Raw genomic sequence first — 18,542 nt, 5'->3', positions numbered from 1 at the left:
ATCGCGCCCCTCGTTTTTCCCGTCCGCCCGGACTGCACCACAGGACCTTCATGAAACCCGCCCGATTTCGCGCCGACCTGCTCGCCGGCCTGACCACTTCGTTCGCCTTGGTGCCCGAATGCATCGCGTTCGCCCTGGTGGCCCACCTCAACCCGCTGATGGGCCTGTACGGGGCGTTCATCATCTGCACCCTGACGGCGCTGTTCGGCGGTCGACCGGGGATGATTTCCGGCGCGGCCGGCTCGATGGCGGTGGTGATCGTCGCCCTGGTGGTGCAACACGGCATACAGTACCTGTTGGCGACGGTACTGCTGGGTGGCGCGCTGATGATCCTGTTCGGCTTGCTGCGCCTGGGCAAGCTGGTGCGCCTGGTGCCGTACCCGGTGATGCTCGGTTTCGTCAACGGTCTGGCGATCGTCATCGCCCTGGCGCAGCTGGAACACTTCAAGCAAGGTGGGCAGTGGCTCAGTGGCACCCCGCTGTACCTGATGGTCGGGCTGGTGGCGCTGACCATGCTGGTGGTCTATGTATTGCCGAAGCTGACCCGCGCGGTGCCGCCAGCGTTGGTGGCGATCCTTGGCGTCGGCTTGCTGGTGTACCTGCTCGGCCTGCCTACCCGCACCCTGGGCGACATGGCGCAGATTGCCGGCGGCCTGCCACAGCTGGCCCTGCCGGACGTACCCTGGAACCTGGCAACCCTGAAAATCGTCGCGCCCTATGCGCTGCTGATGGCCATGGTCGGCCTGCTGGAAACCCTGCTAACCCTCAACCTGACCGATGAAATCACCGAGAGCCGCGGCTTCCCGGACCGCGAATGCGTGGCCCTTGGCGCGGCCAACATGGTGTCCGGCCTGTGCGGTGGCATGGGCGGTTGCGCGATGATCGGCCAGACGGTGATCAACCTCAGCTCCAACGGCCGTGGGCGGCTATCGGGGGTGGTGGCCGGGGGCATGGTCCTGCTGTTCGTGCTGTTCCTGGCCCCGCTGATCGAACGCATTCCGCTGGCAGCACTGGTCGGGGTGATGTTCGTGGTGGCGCAGCAGACCTTCGCCTGGGCGTCGCTGCGGGTGCTGCACAAGGTGCCGCTGAACGATGTGCTGGCGATCATTGCGGTAACCGTGGTCACGGTGTTCACCGACCTCGCCGTGGCAGTGTTGTTCGGCATCATCATCGCCGCGCTGAACTTTGCCTGGCAGCATGCGCGAGAGCTGTATGCCGACAGCCATGAAGACGGCGAAGGGGGCAAGCATTACCGGCTGCATGGCACGCTGTTCTTTGCCTCGACCACCGCGTTCCTCGAACAGTTCGACACCGCCAACGACCCGGCCCGGGTCACGCTGGACTGCCAGCATCTGAGCTTTGTCGATTACTCGGCGATTGCGGCGCTGCAGACCTTGCGCGAACGCTATGCCAAGGCGGGCAAGCACGTGCGCGTGGTGCATTTGTCGGAGCGCTGCAGGAAGCTGCTGAAGCGGGCGGGCGAGCAGCACTGAAAGCGGGGTTGACTGTACCGGCGTGTTCGCGAGCATGCCCGCGAACACGCCGGTACAGGCAAGAGGTCTATTCCCCGCGGTTCTTCTTCACGATGGCATCGGCGATGCTTGCCGGCGCCTCGGCATAGCGGGTGAACTCCATCGAGAAGCTCGCCCTGCCCTGGGTCATCGAGCGCATCGAGGTGGCGTAGCCGAACATCTCGCCCAGCGGCACTTCGGCACGGATCACCTTGCCGGCCGGCGTTTCGTCGCCGTCCTGGATCATCCCGCGGCGCCGGCTGAGGTCGCCGAGGATATCGCCCTGGTACTCTTCGGGCGTGACCACTTCCACCTTCATCACCGGCTCCAGCAGCACCGCGCCACCTTTCTGCGACAGCTGCTTGGTGGCCATCGAGGCCGCGATCTTGTAGGCCATTTCGTTGGAGTCGACATCGTGGTACGAGCCGTCATACACCGCAGCCTTCAGGTTGATCAGCGGGTAGCCGGCAAGCACGCCGTTCTTCATCTGCTCTTCGATACCCTTCTGGATCGCCGGGATGTACTCGCGCGGTACCACGCCACCGACGATCTCGTTGATGAACTCCAGGCCTTCCTTGCCCTCGTCGCCGGGGGCGAAGCGGATCCAGCAGTGGCCATACTGGCCACGGCCACCGGATTGGCGGACGAAGCGGCCTTCGATCTCGCAGGTGTTGCGGATCTTCTCGCGGTAGGCCACCTGCGGTTTGCCGATATTGGCCTCGACATTGAACTCGCGGCGCATGCGGTCGACGATGATGTCCAGGTGCAGCTCGCCCATGCCCGAGATGATGGTCTGGCCGGTCTCTTCGTCGGTGCGCACGCGGAATGACGGGTCTTCCTGCGCCAGCTTGCCCAGGGCGACGCCCATTCTCTCCTGGTCGGCCTTGGTTTTCGGTTCCACGGCCACGGAAATCACCGGGTCGGGGAAATCCATGCGCTCGAGGATGATCGGCTTGTCCAGGTCGCACAGGGTATCGCCGGTGGTCACGTCCTTCATGCCGATCAGGGCGGCGATGTCGCCGGCGCACACATCCTTGATTTCTGCACGCTGGTTGGCGTGCATCTGCACCATGCGGCCGATGCGTTCCTTCTTGCCTTTGACCGAGTTGAGCACCGCGTTGCCGGAGCTGAGCACGCCGGAATAGACCCGGGCGAAGGTCAGGGTGCCGACGAACGGGTCAGTGGCGATCTTGAACGCCAGGGCCGAGAACGGCTCGCTGTCGTCGGCGTGGCGCTCCAGATGCTTGTCTTCGTCGTCCGGGTCGGTGCCCTTGATAGCGGGGATTTCCGACGGCGCGGGCAGATAGTCGATGACCGCATCGAGCATCAGCGGCACGCCCTTGTTCTTGAATGACGAGCCGAGGATGGTCGGCACGATTTCGTTGTTCAGGGTGCGCTTGCGCAGGCCGGCCTTGATCTCCTCGGTGCTCAGTTCTTCGCCTTCGAGAAACTTGCCGAGCAGCTCGTCATCGGCCTCGGCTGCCGCCTCGACCATGTGCGCCCGCCATTCATCGGCCAGCGCCTGCAGGTCGGCGGGGATGGCCTCTTCGCGATAGCTGGTGCCCTGGTCCGCCTCGTTCCAGTAGATGGCCTTCATCTTCACCAGGTCGATCTGGCCCTGGAACTTTTCCTCGCTGCCGATGGCCAGCTGGATCGGCACCGGGTGGTGGCCCAGGCGCTGGTCGATCTGTTTGACCACGCGCAGGAAGTCGGCGCCCTGGCGGTCCATCTTGTTGATGTAGGCCAGGCGCGGCACGTGGTATTTGTTGGCCTGGCGCCACACCGTCTCGGACTGTGGCTCTACCCCGTCGGCGCCGCTGAATACCACCACCGCGCCATCCAGAACGCGCAGCGAGCGCTCCACTTCGATGGTGAAGTCGACGTGGCCTGGTGTGTCGATGATATTGAAGCGGTACTTGTGGGCGAACTGCTTGGTCGAGCCCTGCCAGAACGCGGTGGTCGCCGCCGACGTGATGGTGATGCCGCGCTCCTGTTCCTGGGCCATCCAGTCCATGGTCGCGGCGCCATCGTGCACCTCGCCCATCTTGTGGTTGACCCCGGTGTAGAACAGGATCCGCTCGGTGGTCGTGGTCTTCCCAGCATCCACGTGGGCGACGATGCCGATATTGCGGTACAGCTCGATGGGCGTTGTGCGGGCCATGGCGGACTACCTGCGAATGGTCGGATTCCACCACGTTAGCAGACCGGCAGAATCCTGCCGTGCCGCCGGGCTGTCAGTCAGCCTGGGCCTGCAGCAGCCATTGGCCATCTTCTTCGCGCGCCAGGCCGCTGGCCGGCAGCAGGGCCAGCAGGCGGCTGTGCAGGGCGGCTTCGGTAAAGGTCTTGAGCGTGGCCAGGTCCAGGTCGCCGGTTAGGTTGAGGTCGGCCTTGGTGTACGACAGCCAGGCCTTTTTCAGTACCTGGGCAACGTCGCTGGCAGCTGTGCTGGCGAATCGGCGGTGCCACGGGTGGCCGTCGAAAGTGAAGGTGTGGGTGTGGCTGTAGCTGCTCTGGTCGCCACCTTCGGCGCAGCGGTGGCAGCGGCACGGGCCTTCGCCGAAGGCATTGCGCAGGTAGCTGTTGAAGTCCACCACAGGCTTGAGGGACAGGCGTTTGTCGACTTCGAACAGGTCGGCGATCAGGGGTTCTTCGGCGCTCACTCGGGGAATCCTCGTGTAGGTGGCGTGCATCGGCGGGCACCCTAACAGATCGGGCCCTTCAGATCACCTCTTGCAGCCCCGGCCTCTTCGCGGGCGCGCCCGCGAAGACCGGTAGAGACAAGCGGGAACACCTGCCGTACTCTACGCGCCCATACGCCTACCCACCCACCGAGGTAACCCCGCTTGAGCAGCCAGTACCCGTACATCGCCACCATCACCGTCAGCGCCGAAGACCGTGGCGGCGACGCCGAAGCCTCGGAGAACCCGGGCATGCGCGTTGGCCTGGAGGCCGTCACCGAAACGCTGAAGAAAGTGCATTTCGTCGGTACGCTGGCAGCCCCGGAAAAGCCCGCCACGCACATCTGCGTGACGCTGGAGAACGGCCTGGCCTACTACGGCCCGATCGTCAACGGCCACGCCGAACTCGAAGGCGGCTGGATTGCCTTCGAGTCGGACATGCTCACCCCACAAGAACTCGGCCTGTAACCTTCAGCCCAGCTCTGCCAGGCACTGCTCGAGGATGTCCAGGCCTTCCTCAAGCACCTCGGCTTCGATGGTCAGCGGCGCCAGCAGGCGGATGATATGCCGGGCCTTGCCGCTGGGCATCAGCAGCAGGCCCCTGGCCCGTGCCGCTTCCATCACCTTGGCCAGTTGCGCTGGCGCCGGGCTGCCGTCGGCATTGGCCAGCTCGATGCCGCGCATGGCGCCGACACCGGTCAGGCGCCCGATGAACGAGCTCAGGCCCGTGGTTTTCCAGCGCTCGAAACGACGCACGATCGCCTGCTCCTGGCGCTCACCCCAGGTGGCGATGTTTTCGTCGCTCATCTGCGCCAGGCTGGCCAGGGCCGCTGCGCAGGCGATCGGGTTGCCCGAATAGGTGCCACCCAGGCCGCCCTTGGGCAGTGCTGCCAGCAGTTCCTTGCGCCCGACCACTGCTCCCAGCGGCATGCCACCGGCAATGCTCTTGGCCAGCAACAGCAGGTCCGGCTCGATGCCCAGGCGGGGGAAGGCGAAGCGCTGGCCGGTACGGCCGAAGCCCGACTGGATCTCGTCGATGATGATCAGGATGCCGCGTTCGTCGCAGAAACGGCGCAAGGCCTGGGCAAAGGCCGGGTCAAGGGCGAGGAAGCCGCCTTCGCCCTGCACCGGCTCGAGGATGAACGCAGCCACGTCCTCCACCGCCAATTCGACGCTGAACAGGCGGTCCATGGCCTTGAGTGCCTGCTCGCAGGTCACCCCGGTGTCGGTGCTGGGGTAGGGCAGGTGATAGACCGGCCCGGGCAGTTCGCCGACCCGTTGCTTGTACGGGGCAACCTTGCCGTTGAGGTTCAGGGTCGCCAGGGTGCGGCCGTGGAAGGCGCCATCGAAGGCGATGATGGCGCGCTTGCCGGTGGCCCCGCGGGCCACTTTCAGGGCGTTTTCCGCCGCTTCCGCACCGCTGTTGGTGAGCATGCCTGCCAGTGGGTAGCTGACCGGCACGAACTGGGTCAGTTGCTCCATCAACGCCAGGTACGGGCCGTGCGGGGCGGCGTTGAAGGCAGAGTGGGTCAGGCGGCTGGCCTGGGCCTGGATCGCCTCGACCACGGCCGGGTTGCAGTGGCCCAGGTTGAGTACACCGATACCGCCGACGAAGTCGATGTAGCGTTTGCCGTCGGTGTCCCAGACTTCGGCATTACGGCCATGGGAAAGTGTGATCGGATGAACGATGGCAATGGACTGGCTGATACTTTCCTGGTTCATGGGCACGCGGACCTTTGTTCGGTTTCTTATTATCCAAGCGCGTTGGCCAGTTATTCCGCAAACGAATTATTCGATTGCGGTCATTCCTTGGATTCGTGACCTTGTCGCCGAGTTCGTACTGCCTGTACCGGCCACTCAGTCCCCCTCAGCCACCCGCTCGCGAATCCACTGCACGAAGGCCCTCACCTTGGGCACTTCGGCCGCATGCTCGGCGTGCGCGATGAAGTGCCGGCCATTGCTCGCCACCGGGTGGTCCCAGGCCACTACCAGCTTGCCCTCGCTCAGCTCTTCGGCCACCAGGTAGCGCGGGATCAACGCGATACCGCAGCCGGCAATGGCCGCGCGGATGCACAGGTAGAACGTGTCGAAGCGCGGCCCGTGGTAGCTGTTCTGGCTGTGCAAGCCCAGCCCCAGGAACCATTCGTGCCAGGCTTCCGGGCGCGACACGCATTGCAGCAGGCGGTGCTCGGCCAGTGCCTGGGCGCTGTCGAAACGGTGGCTGGCCAGCAGCTGCGGGCTGCACACCGGTACCACCTCTTCGCTGAACAGCTCGATGCAGGTTGCCCCGGGCCAGGTGCCCTGGCCGAAGAAGAAAGCGATGTCGGCCTTGGCCTGGACCAGGTCGAATGGCTCGAGCTCGTTGCGGATGTCCAGGTGAATGCGCGGGTAGCGGTCACCGAAACCTTTCAGCCGCGGCACCAGCCAGCGCGCACCGAAGGTGGGCTGGGTGGCAATGCGCAGCACTTCGGTCTCGTCGCCGTAGCTGAGGATGTAACGGCTGGAAATGTCGATCTGGGTGAGGATCTTGTTCACTTCGGTGAGGTACAGCGCACCGGCCGGGGTCAGGTGCAGGCGGCGGCGAATGCGCTGGAACAGCGAGTGCGCCAGCATGTCCTCGAGCTGTGCCACCTGCTTGCTGACCGCACTCTGGGTCAGGTGCAGTTCCTGCGCCGCGCGGGTGAAACTGAGGTGACGCGCGGCCGCTTCGAAGCACTGAAGGGCGGTAGTCGAAGGCATCAGGCGTTTGGACATGAGGGGCAAATACCGAGCAAAAAAGGAAGAAGTTCATTCTGTAGCGGAATGATGTGTTTCGAAAAGGTCGTTTGTTGACCCCGGCCTATAGATTAATACTGACCTGGATCAATGATGACAACTGGTTGTGCGAAGAGGAGGCCAGTAGGTTTTTCCAACATCTGCAAAACAACAATAACCAACATCAGAACTTGACCAGAATTCTGCTCCAGTCTTCCGCCGCTTCGCCGCGGCCGAGCCATTCGAGGGTTATTCATGGCTTCGCTACACAACAACAAACAGCGCACCCTGCAGCACGGCCTGACCTCTCGTCAGGTATCCATGATCTCTATCGCCGGCATCATCGGCGCCGGCCTGTTCATCGGCTCTTCCAACGCCATCGCCACCGCTGGCCCGGCCATCCTCATTTCCTACGCCATGACCGGCCTGCTGGTGCTGCTGGTCATGCGCATGCTGGGCGAAATGGCCATCGCCAACCCCAATAGCGGCTCGTTCTCCACCTATGCTTCCGAAGCCATCGGCCCCTGGGCAGGCTTTACCATCGGCTGGCTGTACTGGTGGTTCTGGGTGCTGATCATCCCGGTCGAGGCGATCGCCGGTGCCGATATCCTGCATGCCTACTTCCCCGCTGTGCCGTCCTGGCTGTTTGCTTTCCTGATCATGCTGGTGCTGTCGGGTACCAACCTGATCAGCGTGAAGAACTTCGGCGCCTTCGAATACTGGTTTGCCCTGGTCAAGGTGGTAGCGATCATCGCCTTCATCGCGGTCTGCAGCCTGGCAGTGTTCGGCGTCTGGCCGCTGGCCGAGGTGTCCGGAGTCAGCCGGCTGTGGGACCACGGCGGCTTCATGCCCAACGGTTTCGGCACCGTGCTGGGTGGCGTGCTGATCACCATCTTCTCGTTCTTCGGCGCCGAGATCGTGACCATCGCTGCGGACGAAACCGCCAACCCGAAAGACAAGATCCGCCGCGCCACCAACCTGGTGGTGTACCGCATCGCCATCTTCTACCTGGCGTCGATCTTCCTGGTGGTATCGCTGGTGGCCTGGAACGACCCGGGGCTGAAAGCGGTGGGTTCGTTCCAGCGCGTGCTGGAAGTGCTGAATGTGCCGGGTGCCAAGCTGCTGGTCGACCTGGTGGTGCTGGTGGCCGTGACCAGTTGCATGAACTCGGGCCTGTATACCGCGTCGCGCATGCTCTATTCGCTGGGTGCCCGTGACCAGGCGCTGAGCGTGACCAAGCGTATCTCCGGCGCTGGGGTACCGACCGTGGCGGTGCTTTTCTCTACCCTGGCCGGTTTTGCCGGTTGCTTCGTCAACTATGTGTTCCCCGGCAAAGTGTTCGGCTTCCTGCTGTCCACAACCGGTGCCATCGCCTTGCTGGTATACCTGGTGATAGCCGTGTCGCAGCTGCGCATGCGTGCCCGTGCCGAGCGCGAGGGGCGCCGGCTGGAACTGAAGATGTGGCTGTTCCCGTGGCTGACCTGGCTGGTGATTGGCACCATCGTCATGGTCCTGGGCTACATGCTGTTCAGTGATGCCTACCGCTACGAGACCCTGATGACCGCAGGTGTGACCCTGTTCATCCTGCTGGTGGCGCTGACCCAGAAGCGCGGCAAGGCAGTCACCCAGCCAGCTTGATGTTTCTGCTTAAATGGGGGCCTATCGCCCCCATTCCAACAAGCACAGGATGCGTATGAACGACCAGCCCCTTTCCCTCCAGGCCCTGGCTGCACCCGACGGCACCTGCTACGGCTGCGGTTGCTCCCATCCCGGCGGCCTGCACCTGCAAAGCCACTGGGACGCTGACGGCGTCCATCTGGTATCCCGGCATGCACCAGACAGCACCTTCATCGGCTGGCCCGGCCTGGTCTACGGTGGTTTGCTGGCAATGCTGGTGGACTGCCACTCCAACTGGACGGCGATGGCCTACCACTACCGCGCCGAAGGCCGTGAAGCGGGGAGCCTGCCGCGTATCGATTGCGTCACTGGCACACTCAGCCTGAACTACCTGAAACCTACACCGATGGGCGTCGAGTTGCTGCTCAAGGCCCGCGTGGAAGGTGAGGTGGGGCGCAAGACGCGGGTGCTCTGCGAGGTCTGGGCCGGTGATGTACTGACGGTCAGTGCCGACTCGGTGTTCGTGCGCGTGGACACGGAAAAGCTCAAGCTCAAGGCGCATGGCCAGGGTTGAACCCGACGCCATGCCGCCTGCCTGTTGAAAAAACGCACCTCTTTCACGGATAGGTCCGATTTGGGCCTCCCGTTTTTCGCACTACTCTGGCCGCGTCTTCACCACAAGAAGCCCAGGATGACCCGCACGTATTTCACGCTGCCCCCTTGCCCGGCCCGCTGACGCGGAAGGGCTTCTCACCGCCATCCTGGTTCCTGCCCAACCTTCTGCATCGACCACTCCGGCAACGGCGGCAACGTCATGCCCGAAACCTTTGCAGGCGCATTCAAGGAGACCCTTTCATGCGTGCCAGATCCACAGTCAAAAGCGTGCTCGTCGGCTCGCTGATATTGCTCGGCGGCTGCGCCAGCGCCCTCGTGCCCAACGAGCAGATCGAACTGACGCGAAGCGCGGTCAATCGCGCGGTGTCTGCCGGTGCCACGCAATATGCCCCGGTCGAGATGCGCGCGGCCCAGGACAAGCTCAGCGCCATGGATCGCGCCCTCGGCCAGGACGACCTCGAACTGGTCCGCCGGCTGGCCGAGCAGGCCGAGGCCGATGCCCGTCTGGCCGAGCGCAAGGCCATGGCCGCTAAACGCCAGGAACAACTGGATATCGCCCGCAAAGGCATCGAGGTGCTCCGCCAGGAAATGCTCGAAGCGCCGCAAAACGCCATCCAATGAAGGACACGAACATGTCGAAACGCCCCCTGTTTACAATGGTTTCGCTACTTGGTCTGCTGCTGGCCGGCTGCGCTGCCACGCCGGAAAACGCCCGCCTGCTGGAGGCCCGTGAGGCCTACTCGGTACTGCAGGGCAAGCCTGAGGCCAGCCGGATTGCCGCACTGGAAACCCAGGAAGCCTACATCGCCCTGGGCAAGGCCGAAGGGGCTTCATTGAACAATCGTAAATCGCCCGACGTCGAGCAACTGGCCTATCTGGCCCAGCGCAAGATCGAAAGCGCCGAGCAGACCATCCTGCTGCGCCAGGCGGAAGCCGGCTTGCAGGGTATCGAGGCGCAACGTACCCAGGCGCGGCTGGACGTGCGTACCGCCCAACTGAAGGCGCTGCAGGCGCTCAAGGCCAAACAGACCGAGCGCGGTACCGTGGTGACCTTCGGCGATGTGTTGTTCGATACCGGCCGTGCGGAACTGCGCGGCAGCAGCCAACGAAACATCCGGCAACTGGCTGAGTACCTGCTGGCCAACCCGGAGCGCAAGGTGCTGGTGGAAGGGTTCACCGACTCCACCGGTAGCGATGCCTTCAATCAGCAGCTGTCAGAACGACGTGCCGTATCCGTAGCCAATGCCTTGCGTCGCCAGGGTGTGGCGGCCGCGCGTATTACCACTGCCGGCTATGGCAAGGAGTACCCGGTGGCGAGCAATGCCGATGCGCAATCGCGCCAGCTCAACCGTCGTGTCGAGGTGATCATCTCGCAGGGCGCCGAGGCGGTGGCGCCGCGCTACTGATTGCCGCTCGGGCGCGGCAGGGAGCCGCGCTTCGTTCATCTGCCAGGCGATGGTCAAACCGCGACGTTGCCCCTAAAGTAGTCGCTTTCATTTCTGCAGGGGCCAGGCATGACCGATCTGAGCGCATTCCCCATCACCCGTAAATGGCCGGCGCGACACCCCGAGCGCTTGCAGCTGTATTCGCTGCCCACGCCCAATGGCGTCAAAGTGTCGATCATGCTGGAGGAAATCGGCCTGGCCTACGAGCCGCACAAGGTCAGTTTCGACAACGATGACCAGCTGAGCCCCGAATTCATCTCGCTCAGTGCCAACAACAAGATCCCCGCCATCCTCGACCCCGATGGGCCGGGCGGCCAGCCGCTGGCGCTGTTCGAATCAGGCGCGATCCTGCAGTACCTGGCGGAAAAGAGTGGGCAGTTGCTGAGCCACGACCCGGCCCAGCGCTATCAGACGCTTCAGTGGCTGATGTTCCAGATGGGCGGCATCGGGCCAATGTTCGGCCAGCTGGGCTTTTTCCACTTCTTTGCTGGCAAGGAATACGAAGACAAGCGCCCGCGTGATCGCTATGTCAACGAATCCAGGCGCCTGCTCGGCGTGCTGGACCGGCATCTGCAGGGGCGGGACTGGATGGTCGCTGACTACAGCATCGCCGATATCGCAATCTTCCCTTGGGTGCGTAACCTGGTAGAGCGGTACAACGCCCGCGAGCTGGTCGGTTTCGAGCAGTTCAAGGAAGTGCAGCGGGTGCTGGCAATATTCCTGCAGCGGCCAGCGGTGCAGCGGGGCCTGGCAATTCCTTAGGTGAGCAGGTGGTTCGCTGCAAGCGTGTGTGCTACCCGGTAAGGAATAACCGTCAACGGACAGGCCTGCCCAAGCGCCTGTTCGTGACGGCCCGCACCCTGCGCTCACGGGCTCACGGTGAAATTGCCTTCAGCCGTGAAGCCGTGGTCATAGCTGACTTTGAAACTGCCACTCACGACGTTGTCGTTGGCTGCAATGATGTAGATTTCGCCACTGGTGGCTAAACCTTTGCTGTCGTTGTCCACCACCAGCTGTGCGTAATGATCGCCCTGATTCTGCCCGACCACATGGCGCCCTACCGCCAGCCCAGTGGAGCAACCAATCAACAGGAAGTAACGGTCATCCATTCCGAAAATCATAACTCGGGAGAAATGGACTTGCGTTAACACGAGCTCTTTCGGAACGCCGTCATGCGTCAGTTTTACCTTGAACTCGCCTTGGTTTGTAGCTCGTCTCTTGTCATTTTTGAAATCGAACGCTTGGTGTTGGTATGCCATGATGCGTCGCCTTCTGCGGTGATTGATGGAAGCATCATCATCAGCAGACCTTAGCTTTTCCTCTACTGGCAGATATGTCAGTTGCTAGGGCCTGACGGGTTCGTCCACACTGCGTGATTTGCGAGCGGGTTTCAGAAAATGGCGGGCATCAGCCAGTAAAGGCTGCCAGCCAACAGCATCGCCGCCGGCAATGTCAGCACCCAGGCCAGTAACAAATGGACCAGTGTGCGCTTCTGCAGGCCCGACCCGTTGGCCATCATGGTCCCGGCGACGCCGGAGCTCAGCACATGAGTGGTCGACACCGGTAACCCGAACAGGTCCGCTGCGCCAATAGTACACATCGCCACCAGTTCGGCCGAAGCGCCCTGGGCGTAGCTGAGATGGGTCTTGCCGATGTTTTCGCCCACCGTCACTACGATGCGCCGCCAGCCAACCATGGTCCCCAACCCCAACGCGATGGCCACGGCCACCTTCACCCACAGCGGGATGTAGCGGGTAGCATCATCCAGTTGGGTCTTGAACAACTGCACATGGCTGCGGGTGTCGGCATCGAAGCTCACCAGGCTTTTCTCGATCAGGCGGATGGCTTCGCTGGCCAGGTACATGTCATTGCGCACGTTGGCCATGGCCTCGGCCGGTACTCGCTTGAGCGAACCATAGCCCTTGACCTGCTGGCCGATCATGCCGGTCAGTGCCGCCAGCGCCGGCACCAGTTGCGGGCTGGCCTTGGGCTGGGCAATGAAAGTGGTCAGCACCTGCCGCGGGTCGGCCGGGGCGGCTTGCGGGGCACTGCGTACCAGCGCCTGGCGGGTAACCTCGGCAATGGCGGAAAACTGCAGCGCCTGCTCGGTGGGCATGGTCTTGTTCAGCACGCCGCGAATCCACCACGGCGGTGGCGTTTGCCTCTGCGGTGCCTGGTACAGTGCCTTGCGCTTGACCAGCGCCCGCAATGCCACCAGCAGCAGGGCGGCACAGACGAAACCGATCAGGGGTGAGAACAGCAGGGCATAGCCGACCTTGCTGGCCTGGGACCAGTCCACCCCGCTGGTGCCGTCACGCCCATGCATCAGCGCATTGGCCACGCCGACGCCGATGATCGAACCGATCAGGGTGTGCGAAGAGGAGGCCGGCAGGCCCAGCCACCAGGTGCCGAGGTTCCAGATGATTGCCGCCAGCAGCAGGGCGAAGACCATGGCGAAGCCGGCTGAAGAGCCGACCTGCAAGATCAGCTCCACCGGTAGCAGGGCGATGATGCCGAACGCCACCGCACCGCTGGAAAGCAGCACGCCAAGGAAATTGCACAGGCCGGACCAGACCACCGCCACAGGTGCTGGCAGGGCGTGGGTGTAGATCACCGTGGCGACTGCGTTGGCGGTGTCATGGAAGCCATTGACGAACTCGAAGCCCAGGGCAATCAGCAACGCCAGGCCCAGCAGCAGGAATGGTGTGACGGTGGTGATTACCGTGTCGCTGGCACTGACGTCCTGTTTCAGGCTCCAGGCGCTGTAGGCGAGGCCGGCCAGCAGCAGGCCGAAGAACAACGCCAGGGTGGCGCGGCCAGGTTTTTGCGCCAGCTGCGGACGGGCGTGCTGTTCGGCCAGCTGCGGCTGGCTGGCCAGTAACGGGGTAGCCATGAGGGCTCCGGTTGGCGTTGGCGAAGGTGCCGAAGGCCTTGAGCATAGAAACAATTCGACGCCTGGCCGTGACCTCGATCAATGAATTACCTAGGCTTATGACGGACGGTAACGGCAGGAAAAACCGATGATTCGCTGCAAGCGTGTCTACGATGCGATTGAGCCAGGCGATGGCCAGCGGGTGCTGGTCGATCGCCTGTGGCCGCGTAACAAGCGCAAGGAGGACCTGCACGGGCAGTGGTTGCGCGAAGTTGCGCCCTCGGATGAGTTGCGCAAGGCATTTCATCAGGGAAGCGTGGACTTCACCGGTTTTGCCCAGCGCTACCGGCAAGAGCTGGCAGATCATCCCGCACATTGGTATGCGCTATTGGACGTGGCAGGGAAGGGTACGCTGACCTTGCTCTACGCCGGCAAGGACACCGAGTGTAACAATGCCCGGGTGCTGGCCGAATGGCTTGAAGACGAGCTGGATAGGCGAGGGCCCGGCAGTTCGCCGGTATGCTACGCCCAGGATTGACGAACCCGAGAGTCCGACAGTTGATGCCGCTGAGCCTTACCCCCGCCAACGCCAGCCACTGCGCCTTCGCCCGCGATCTGACGCGGCGTGCCATGCTGCCGTACTACCACGAATATGGTCTGTTGTGGCTCGAGGAAGCGTTCGACGAGGCCTGGGGCTGGCGTGAGCAGTGGTTGGTCACCGAAGGTGATTCCCTGCTGGGTTTTTGCAGCCTCAGCCAGGACCGTCAGGCCTTGTTCATCCGCGAACTGCACCTGCTTCCGGAGCAGCGTGGGCGGGGCGTCGGCAGCTGGGTACTGGAGCAACTGGCGCAATGGGCCAGGCAGCGCCGCCTGCCCCTGCTGCGGTTGATGGTGTTTCGCAGCAACCCGGCGCGCCAGTTGTACCAGCGGCACGGCTTTGTCGAAATGGGCGAGGACGAATGTTTCGTGCGCATGCAGCGCACGATTGATTGATAGCTTAATGGTGGCTTGTAGTGGCCAAAGAGCATCGGCATAGTGAACCCTGGCAACAGGAGAACCGCTATGGATGGAATCGGGCCGCGGTTGCGGAAAGAGCGTGAGCGCCTGGGTATGACCCAGCGGGCGTTTGGCGATATTGGTGGGGTCGAACCCAACGCCCAAGGCAAATACGAGAGTGGCGAACGCACGCCGCGGCTCGATTACCTGGCGGCATTGGCGGCGCAGGGTGTGGATGCCCTCTATGTGCTCAGCGGCACGCGCACCCCGGCAGCACTGGAGGCGCTGAGCATGGATGAGGCCGGTTTGCTGGCAGCTTTCCGGCAGTTGTCGAGCGACGATCAGGCAGCACTTTGGCACTTGATGGCGCGCTTGACCCACAACGCCAGGCCACGGCAGGCAGCGAGACCGTTCAACACCGAAGCTCAGTCATTTCTGACAGAAGGAATGCGTTAGGCCCGCCATGAAAAATTTTGTTAAGGTGGCGGGATCCAATCGCCCTGCTGACGAGGTGTGTGCTTGATTAGGGTCCTAGTGGTTGACGATCACGATCTGGTACGAACCGGTATTACCCGCATGCTGGCCGACATCGACGGCCTGCAGGTGGTGGGTGAGGGGGACTCGGGCGAGTCGGCGCTCAAGCTGGCCCGTGAGTTGAAGCCGGATGTGGTGCTGATGGACGTGAAAATGCCCGGCATCGGCGGCCTCGAGGCCACCCGCAAGTTGCTGCGCAGCCACCCGGACATCAAGGTAGTGGCTGTGACCGTCTGTGAGGAAGACCCGTTCCCCACACGCCTGTTGCAGGCCGGCGCCGCCGGCTACCTGACCAAGGGCGCAGGCCTTGACGAAATGGTCCAGGCCATCCGCCTGGCCTTCGCCGGCCAGCGCTACATCAGCCCGCAGATCGCCCAGCAGCTGGCGCTTAAACCCTTCCAGCCACAGGGCTCGCCGTTCGATGCCCTGTCGGAACGGGAAATCCAGATCGCGCTGATGATCGTCGGCTGCCAGAAAGTGCAGATCATCTCCGACAAGTTGTGCCTGTCGCCCAAGACCGTCAATACTTACCGGTATCGGATCTTTGAAAAACTCTCGGTCACCAGCGACGTCGAACTGACCTTGCTGGCCGTTCGCCACGGTATGGTCGACGCAAGCCTGTAACCTCATGTCCCAAGTTTTCGATGCCAGTGCTTTCCTGGCGACCTGCAGCGGTCGCCCGGGCGTTTACCGGATGTTCGATGGCGAAGCTCGCCTGCTTTACGTAGGCAAGGCCAAGAACCTCAAGAAACGCCTGGCCAGCTACTTCCGCAAGACCGGCCTGGCACCCAAGACCGCTGCGCTGGTGGCGCGCATCGCCCAGGTCGAAACCACCATCACCGCCAACGAAACCGAGGCGCTGCTGCTGGAGCAGAACCTGATCAAGGAGTGGCGACCGCCGTACAACATCCTGTTGCGCGACGATAAATCCTACCCCTACGTGTTTCTTTCCGACGGCGAATTTCCGCGCTTGGGCATTCACCGTGGGGCGAAGAAGGCCAAGGGCCGCTACTTTGGCCCGTATCCCAGCGCCGGAGCCATACGTGAAAGCCTCAGCCTGCTGCAAAAGGCCTTTTCGGTGCGCCAGTGCGAAGACAGCTACTACGCCAACCGCACCCGACCGTGCCTGCAGTACCAGATCAAGCGCTGCAAAGGGCCGTGCACCGGGCTGGTGGGCGCCGAGGAATATGCTGAAGACGTGCGCCACTCGGTGATGTTCCTCGAAGGCCGTAGCCAGCAGCTGGGCAACGAGCTGAATGCCGAGATGGAGAAGGCCGCCATGGCCCTCAACTTCGAGAAGGCCGCCGAGTTGCGTGACCAGATCGCCCTGTTGCGCCGGGTCCAGGACCAGCAATACATCGAAGGCGGCAGTGGCGACGTCGACGTCGTCGCCGCTTTCGTCAACCCCGGCGGCGCCTGCGTGCACCTGATCAGCGTGCGTGGCGGGCGGGTGCTGGGCAGCAAGAACTTCTTCCCGCAGGTTGGCATCGAGGAGGAGGTGGCCGAAGTGATGGCCGCGTTCCTTGCCCAGTACTACCTGGGCAATGCCGAGCGCGAACTGCCCGGCGAACTGATCGTCAACGTGCTGCATGAAGACTTCGAGGCCATCGGCGAAGCCCTGCAGACCCTGCGTGGCCGCGAACTGGCCATCAGCCACCGGGTGCGCGGCACCCGCGCCCGCTGGCAGCAGCTGGCGGTGACCAATGCCGAGCAGGCCCTCAATGCACGCCTGGCCAACCGCCAGCACATGGCCGCACGCTTCGAAGCGTTGGCCGAGGTGCTGGGCCTGGACGAAGTGCCGCAGCGCCTGGAGTGCTACGACATCAGCCACTCCAGCGGCGAGGCCACGGTGGCCAGCTGCGTGGTGTTCGGCCCGGAAGGCCCGTTGAAGTCGGACTACCGCCGTTTCAACATCGAAGGCGTCACCGCCGGCGACGACTACGCCGCCATGCACCAGGCCCTGACTCGCCGCTACGGGCGCATTCGCGATGGCGAGGGCAAGCTGCCCGACGTGCTGCTGGTGGATGGTGGCAAAGGCCAGTTGAACATGGCCCGCGACGTCATGCAGGAGCTGGGCTTTACCGACCTGACCCTGCTCGGTGTGGCCAAGGGCGTAACGCGCAAGGCCGGCTTCGAAACCCTGTACCTGAATGATGTGCATCACGAATTCACCCTCAAGGGCGATTCACCGGCGTTGCACCTGATCCAGCAGATCCGCGACGAAGCGCACCGTTTCGCCATCACCGGCCACCGCGCGCGGCGCGGCAAGGCGCGGCGGGTGTCCAGCCTGGAAGATGTGGCCGGGGTAGGGCCCAAGCGCCGCCGCGACCTGCTGAAACATTTCGGCGGCCTGCAGGAACTCAACCGCGCCAGTGTCGATGAAATTGCCAAGGCCCCCGGCATCAGTAAAAAGCTTGCCGAGTCGATTTATGCCAGCCTGCATAGCGAGTAGAATGCCGGGCTCAACTTGCCGCCAGTCGTACCGATGAATATTCCAAACCTGCTCACCGTCCTGCGCGTTTTGCTCATCCCGATTTTCATCCTGCTGTTCTACTTGCCGTACCAGTGGAGCTACATGGCTGCCAGCAGCGTGTTCGCCGTCGCCGCCGCCACTGACTGGCTGGATGGCTACCTGGCGCGTCGTCTGCAGCAGAGCACACCGTTCGGGGCCTTCCTCGACCCGGTGGCCGACAAATTGATGGTCGCGGTGGCGCTGGTGCTGCTGGTGCAGACCCACGCCAACTTCTGGCTGACCCTGCCGGCGGCGGTGATCATCGGCCGTGAGATCGTGGTCTCGGCGCTACGCGAGTGGATGGCTGAACTGGGAGCACGCGCGCAGGTGGCGGTGTCCAACCTGGGCAAGTGGAAAACCGCCGCGCAAATGCTGGCGCTGGTGATCCTGCTGGCCAACCCGCCGGCGGTAACCTTCTGGGTTATCCTTGGCTACGCGCTGCTGCTGGTGGCGGCAGGGCTGACGCTGTGGTCGATGGTGCACTACCTGCTGGCCGCCTGGCCGCACCTGCGCGAAGGCTCGGAGCAGAAATAAAAAGTTTTTTGAATCAAGGGGTTGACGCCATTTTGGAAATCGCTAGAATGGCCCCCATCACGACGCGGGAATAGCTCAGTTGGTAGAGCACGACCTTGCCAAGGTCGGGGTCGCGAGTTCGAGTCTCGTTTCCCGCTCCATTTATAGATCTACAGAGTTCCATGCAATTCTGTAAGTCATTGAAAATAGACGCTTCGGCGTCTTTTTTCGTTCCAGTCAAAGCCGCTCCGATCCATGGGCATCCGGACTTTTCTAGGCAAGAAATTAGTCCATGAAATCCGGACTTCCACCGTGACGGTTATTACTGCCGGCATCAGCGCCACACACAGAACCTGGCGGAGCAGAATACCTTCCAGGCGATGTACACCCTGTGGTTCAAGCACCGCGGGCGATCGCTCATGAATCGCCCCTGGTTTCCAAGACACCTCCAAGCCTCAAATGAGGCCCAAATAGGAGGTGCCATGAGTCGTCCGT

19 protein-coding genes and 1 tRNA gene are annotated in these 18,542 nt (G+C 63.0%); 14 read left to right on the top strand and 6 right to left on the bottom strand.

The window, feature by feature from the left end; genetic code table 11:
- The first annotated feature begins 50 nt into the window (after positions 1 to 50).
- Positions 51 to 1,493 (top strand): SulP family inorganic anion transporter, encoded by a 1,443-nt coding sequence (locus B4L76_RS22050; protein WP_296235235.1) that lies wholly within the window; start codon positions 51 to 53, stop codon positions 1,491 to 1,493.
- Between the two features lie 67 nt (positions 1,494 to 1,560).
- Here B4L76_RS22050 and fusA read toward each other — a convergent pair whose 3' ends face one another.
- Both fusA and B4L76_RS22040 read right to left on the bottom strand, forming a co-directional pair.
- Complete coding sequence (gene fusA / locus B4L76_RS22045) at positions 1,561 to 3,672, bottom strand: elongation factor G (protein ID WP_296235234.1); 2,112 nt, start codon at positions 3,670 to 3,672, stop codon at positions 1,561 to 1,563.
- Between the two features lie 73 nt (positions 3,673 to 3,745).
- Positions 3,746 to 4,171 carry a hypothetical protein gene (locus tag B4L76_RS22040; protein ID WP_296235233.1) on the bottom strand — a complete coding sequence of 142 codons (426 nt, stop codon included), beginning with the start codon at positions 4,169 to 4,171 and terminating at the stop codon, positions 3,746 to 3,748.
- Positions 4,172 to 4,354: 183 nt separating this feature from the next.
- Between B4L76_RS22040 and B4L76_RS22035 the strand changes: the two genes are divergently transcribed.
- Complete coding sequence (locus B4L76_RS22035) at positions 4,355 to 4,657, top strand: hypothetical protein (protein WP_296235232.1); 303 nt, start codon at positions 4,355 to 4,357, stop codon at positions 4,655 to 4,657.
- Positions 4,658 to 4,660: 3 nt separating this feature from the next.
- On the opposite strand, the gene B4L76_RS22030 is transcribed toward B4L76_RS22035, so the two are convergent.
- Both B4L76_RS22030 and gcvA read right to left on the bottom strand, forming a co-directional pair.
- Complete coding sequence (locus tag B4L76_RS22030; protein ID WP_296235231.1) at positions 4,661 to 5,911, bottom strand: 2-aminoadipate transaminase; 1,251 nt, start codon at positions 5,909 to 5,911, stop codon at positions 4,661 to 4,663.
- A 135-nt stretch (positions 5,912 to 6,046) separates the two neighbouring features.
- Positions 6,047 to 6,943 carry a transcriptional regulator GcvA gene (gcvA, locus tag B4L76_RS22025; protein WP_225778480.1) on the bottom strand — a complete coding sequence of 299 codons (897 nt, stop codon included), beginning with the start codon at positions 6,941 to 6,943 and terminating at the stop codon, positions 6,047 to 6,049.
- A 255-nt stretch (positions 6,944 to 7,198) separates the two neighbouring features.
- Between gcvA and B4L76_RS22020 the strand changes: the two genes are divergently transcribed.
- The 5 genes from B4L76_RS22020 to B4L76_RS22000 all read left to right on the top strand — a co-directional run bounded on the left by B4L76_RS22020 (position 7,199) and on the right by B4L76_RS22000 (position 11,382).
- Positions 7,199 to 8,581, top strand: coding sequence for an amino acid permease (locus B4L76_RS22020; protein ID WP_296235230.1), 1,383 nt, complete (start codon positions 7,199 to 7,201; stop codon positions 8,579 to 8,581).
- 55 nt (positions 8,582 to 8,636) lie between these two features.
- Positions 8,637 to 9,134, top strand: a complete 498-nt coding sequence (locus B4L76_RS22015) for a PaaI family thioesterase (protein ID WP_296235229.1) — start codon at positions 8,637 to 8,639, stop codon at positions 9,132 to 9,134.
- Between the two features lie 281 nt (positions 9,135 to 9,415).
- Positions 9,416 to 9,796, top strand: a complete 381-nt coding sequence (locus B4L76_RS22010) for a DUF4398 domain-containing protein (RefSeq protein WP_296235228.1) — start codon at positions 9,416 to 9,418, stop codon at positions 9,794 to 9,796.
- 11 nt (positions 9,797 to 9,807) lie between these two features.
- The gene (locus B4L76_RS22005; RefSeq protein ID WP_296235227.1) at positions 9,808 to 10,581 is read left to right on the top strand and encodes an OmpA family protein; all 774 of its coding nucleotides are present in this window, start codon (positions 9,808 to 9,810) and stop codon (positions 10,579 to 10,581) included.
- A 108-nt stretch (positions 10,582 to 10,689) separates the two neighbouring features.
- Positions 10,690 to 11,382: a glutathione S-transferase N-terminal domain-containing protein gene (locus tag B4L76_RS22000; protein WP_296235226.1), complete on the top strand. Its 693-nt coding sequence runs from the start codon at positions 10,690 to 10,692 to the stop codon at positions 11,380 to 11,382.
- A gap of 104 nt (positions 11,383 to 11,486) precedes the next feature.
- Here B4L76_RS22000 and B4L76_RS21995 read toward each other — a convergent pair whose 3' ends face one another.
- Both B4L76_RS21995 and B4L76_RS21990 read right to left on the bottom strand, forming a co-directional pair.
- Positions 11,487 to 11,879 carry a hypothetical protein gene (locus B4L76_RS21995; protein WP_296235225.1) on the bottom strand — a complete coding sequence of 131 codons (393 nt, stop codon included), beginning with the start codon at positions 11,877 to 11,879 and terminating at the stop codon, positions 11,487 to 11,489.
- A gap of 131 nt (positions 11,880 to 12,010) precedes the next feature.
- Positions 12,011 to 13,513, bottom strand: coding sequence for an inorganic phosphate transporter (locus B4L76_RS21990; protein WP_296235224.1), 1,503 nt, complete (start codon positions 13,511 to 13,513; stop codon positions 12,011 to 12,013).
- Between the two features lie 127 nt (positions 13,514 to 13,640).
- Here B4L76_RS21990 and B4L76_RS21985 point away from each other — a divergent pair, with 127 nt between their 5' ends.
- The 7 genes from B4L76_RS21985 (at position 13,641) to B4L76_RS21955 (ending at position 18,208) form a co-directional block, all read left to right on the top strand.
- Positions 13,641 to 14,030, top strand: a complete 390-nt coding sequence (locus tag B4L76_RS21985) for a DUF488 domain-containing protein (protein WP_296235223.1) — start codon at positions 13,641 to 13,643, stop codon at positions 14,028 to 14,030.
- A gap of 23 nt (positions 14,031 to 14,053) precedes the next feature.
- Entirely contained in the window at positions 14,054 to 14,485 is a 432-nt protein-coding gene (locus tag B4L76_RS21980) for a GNAT family N-acetyltransferase (protein WP_296235222.1), read from the top strand.
- Positions 14,486 to 14,554: 69 nt separating this feature from the next.
- Complete coding sequence (locus B4L76_RS21975; protein ID WP_296235221.1) at positions 14,555 to 14,944, top strand: helix-turn-helix domain-containing protein; 390 nt, start codon at positions 14,555 to 14,557, stop codon at positions 14,942 to 14,944.
- A 63-nt stretch (positions 14,945 to 15,007) separates the two neighbouring features.
- Positions 15,008 to 15,646, top strand: coding sequence for a response regulator transcription factor GacA (gene gacA, locus B4L76_RS21970; RefSeq protein WP_003251380.1), 639 nt, complete (start codon positions 15,008 to 15,010; stop codon positions 15,644 to 15,646).
- 4 nt (positions 15,647 to 15,650) lie between these two features.
- A complete protein-coding gene (uvrC, locus tag B4L76_RS21965) occupies positions 15,651 to 17,474 on the top strand; it encodes an excinuclease ABC subunit UvrC (RefSeq protein WP_296235220.1) in 1,824 nt (607 codons plus the stop codon).
- A gap of 33 nt (positions 17,475 to 17,507) precedes the next feature.
- Positions 17,508 to 18,068 carry a CDP-diacylglycerol--glycerol-3-phosphate 3-phosphatidyltransferase gene (gene pgsA, locus B4L76_RS21960; RefSeq protein ID WP_296235219.1) on the top strand — a complete coding sequence of 187 codons (561 nt, stop codon included), beginning with the start codon at positions 17,508 to 17,510 and terminating at the stop codon, positions 18,066 to 18,068.
- Positions 18,069 to 18,132: 64 nt separating this feature from the next.
- Positions 18,133 to 18,208 (top strand) — tRNA-Gly (locus B4L76_RS21955).
- Positions 18,209 to 18,542: the final 334 nt, after the last annotated feature.

It is taken from the genome of Pseudomonas sp. UBA4617 (assembly GCF_002386445.1).
Taxonomy (GTDB): domain Bacteria; phylum Pseudomonadota; class Gammaproteobacteria; order Pseudomonadales; family Pseudomonadaceae; genus Aquipseudomonas.
The sequence above is the reverse complement of the archived record's forward strand: the minus strand, read 5'-3'. Positions and strand labels throughout refer to the sequence as shown.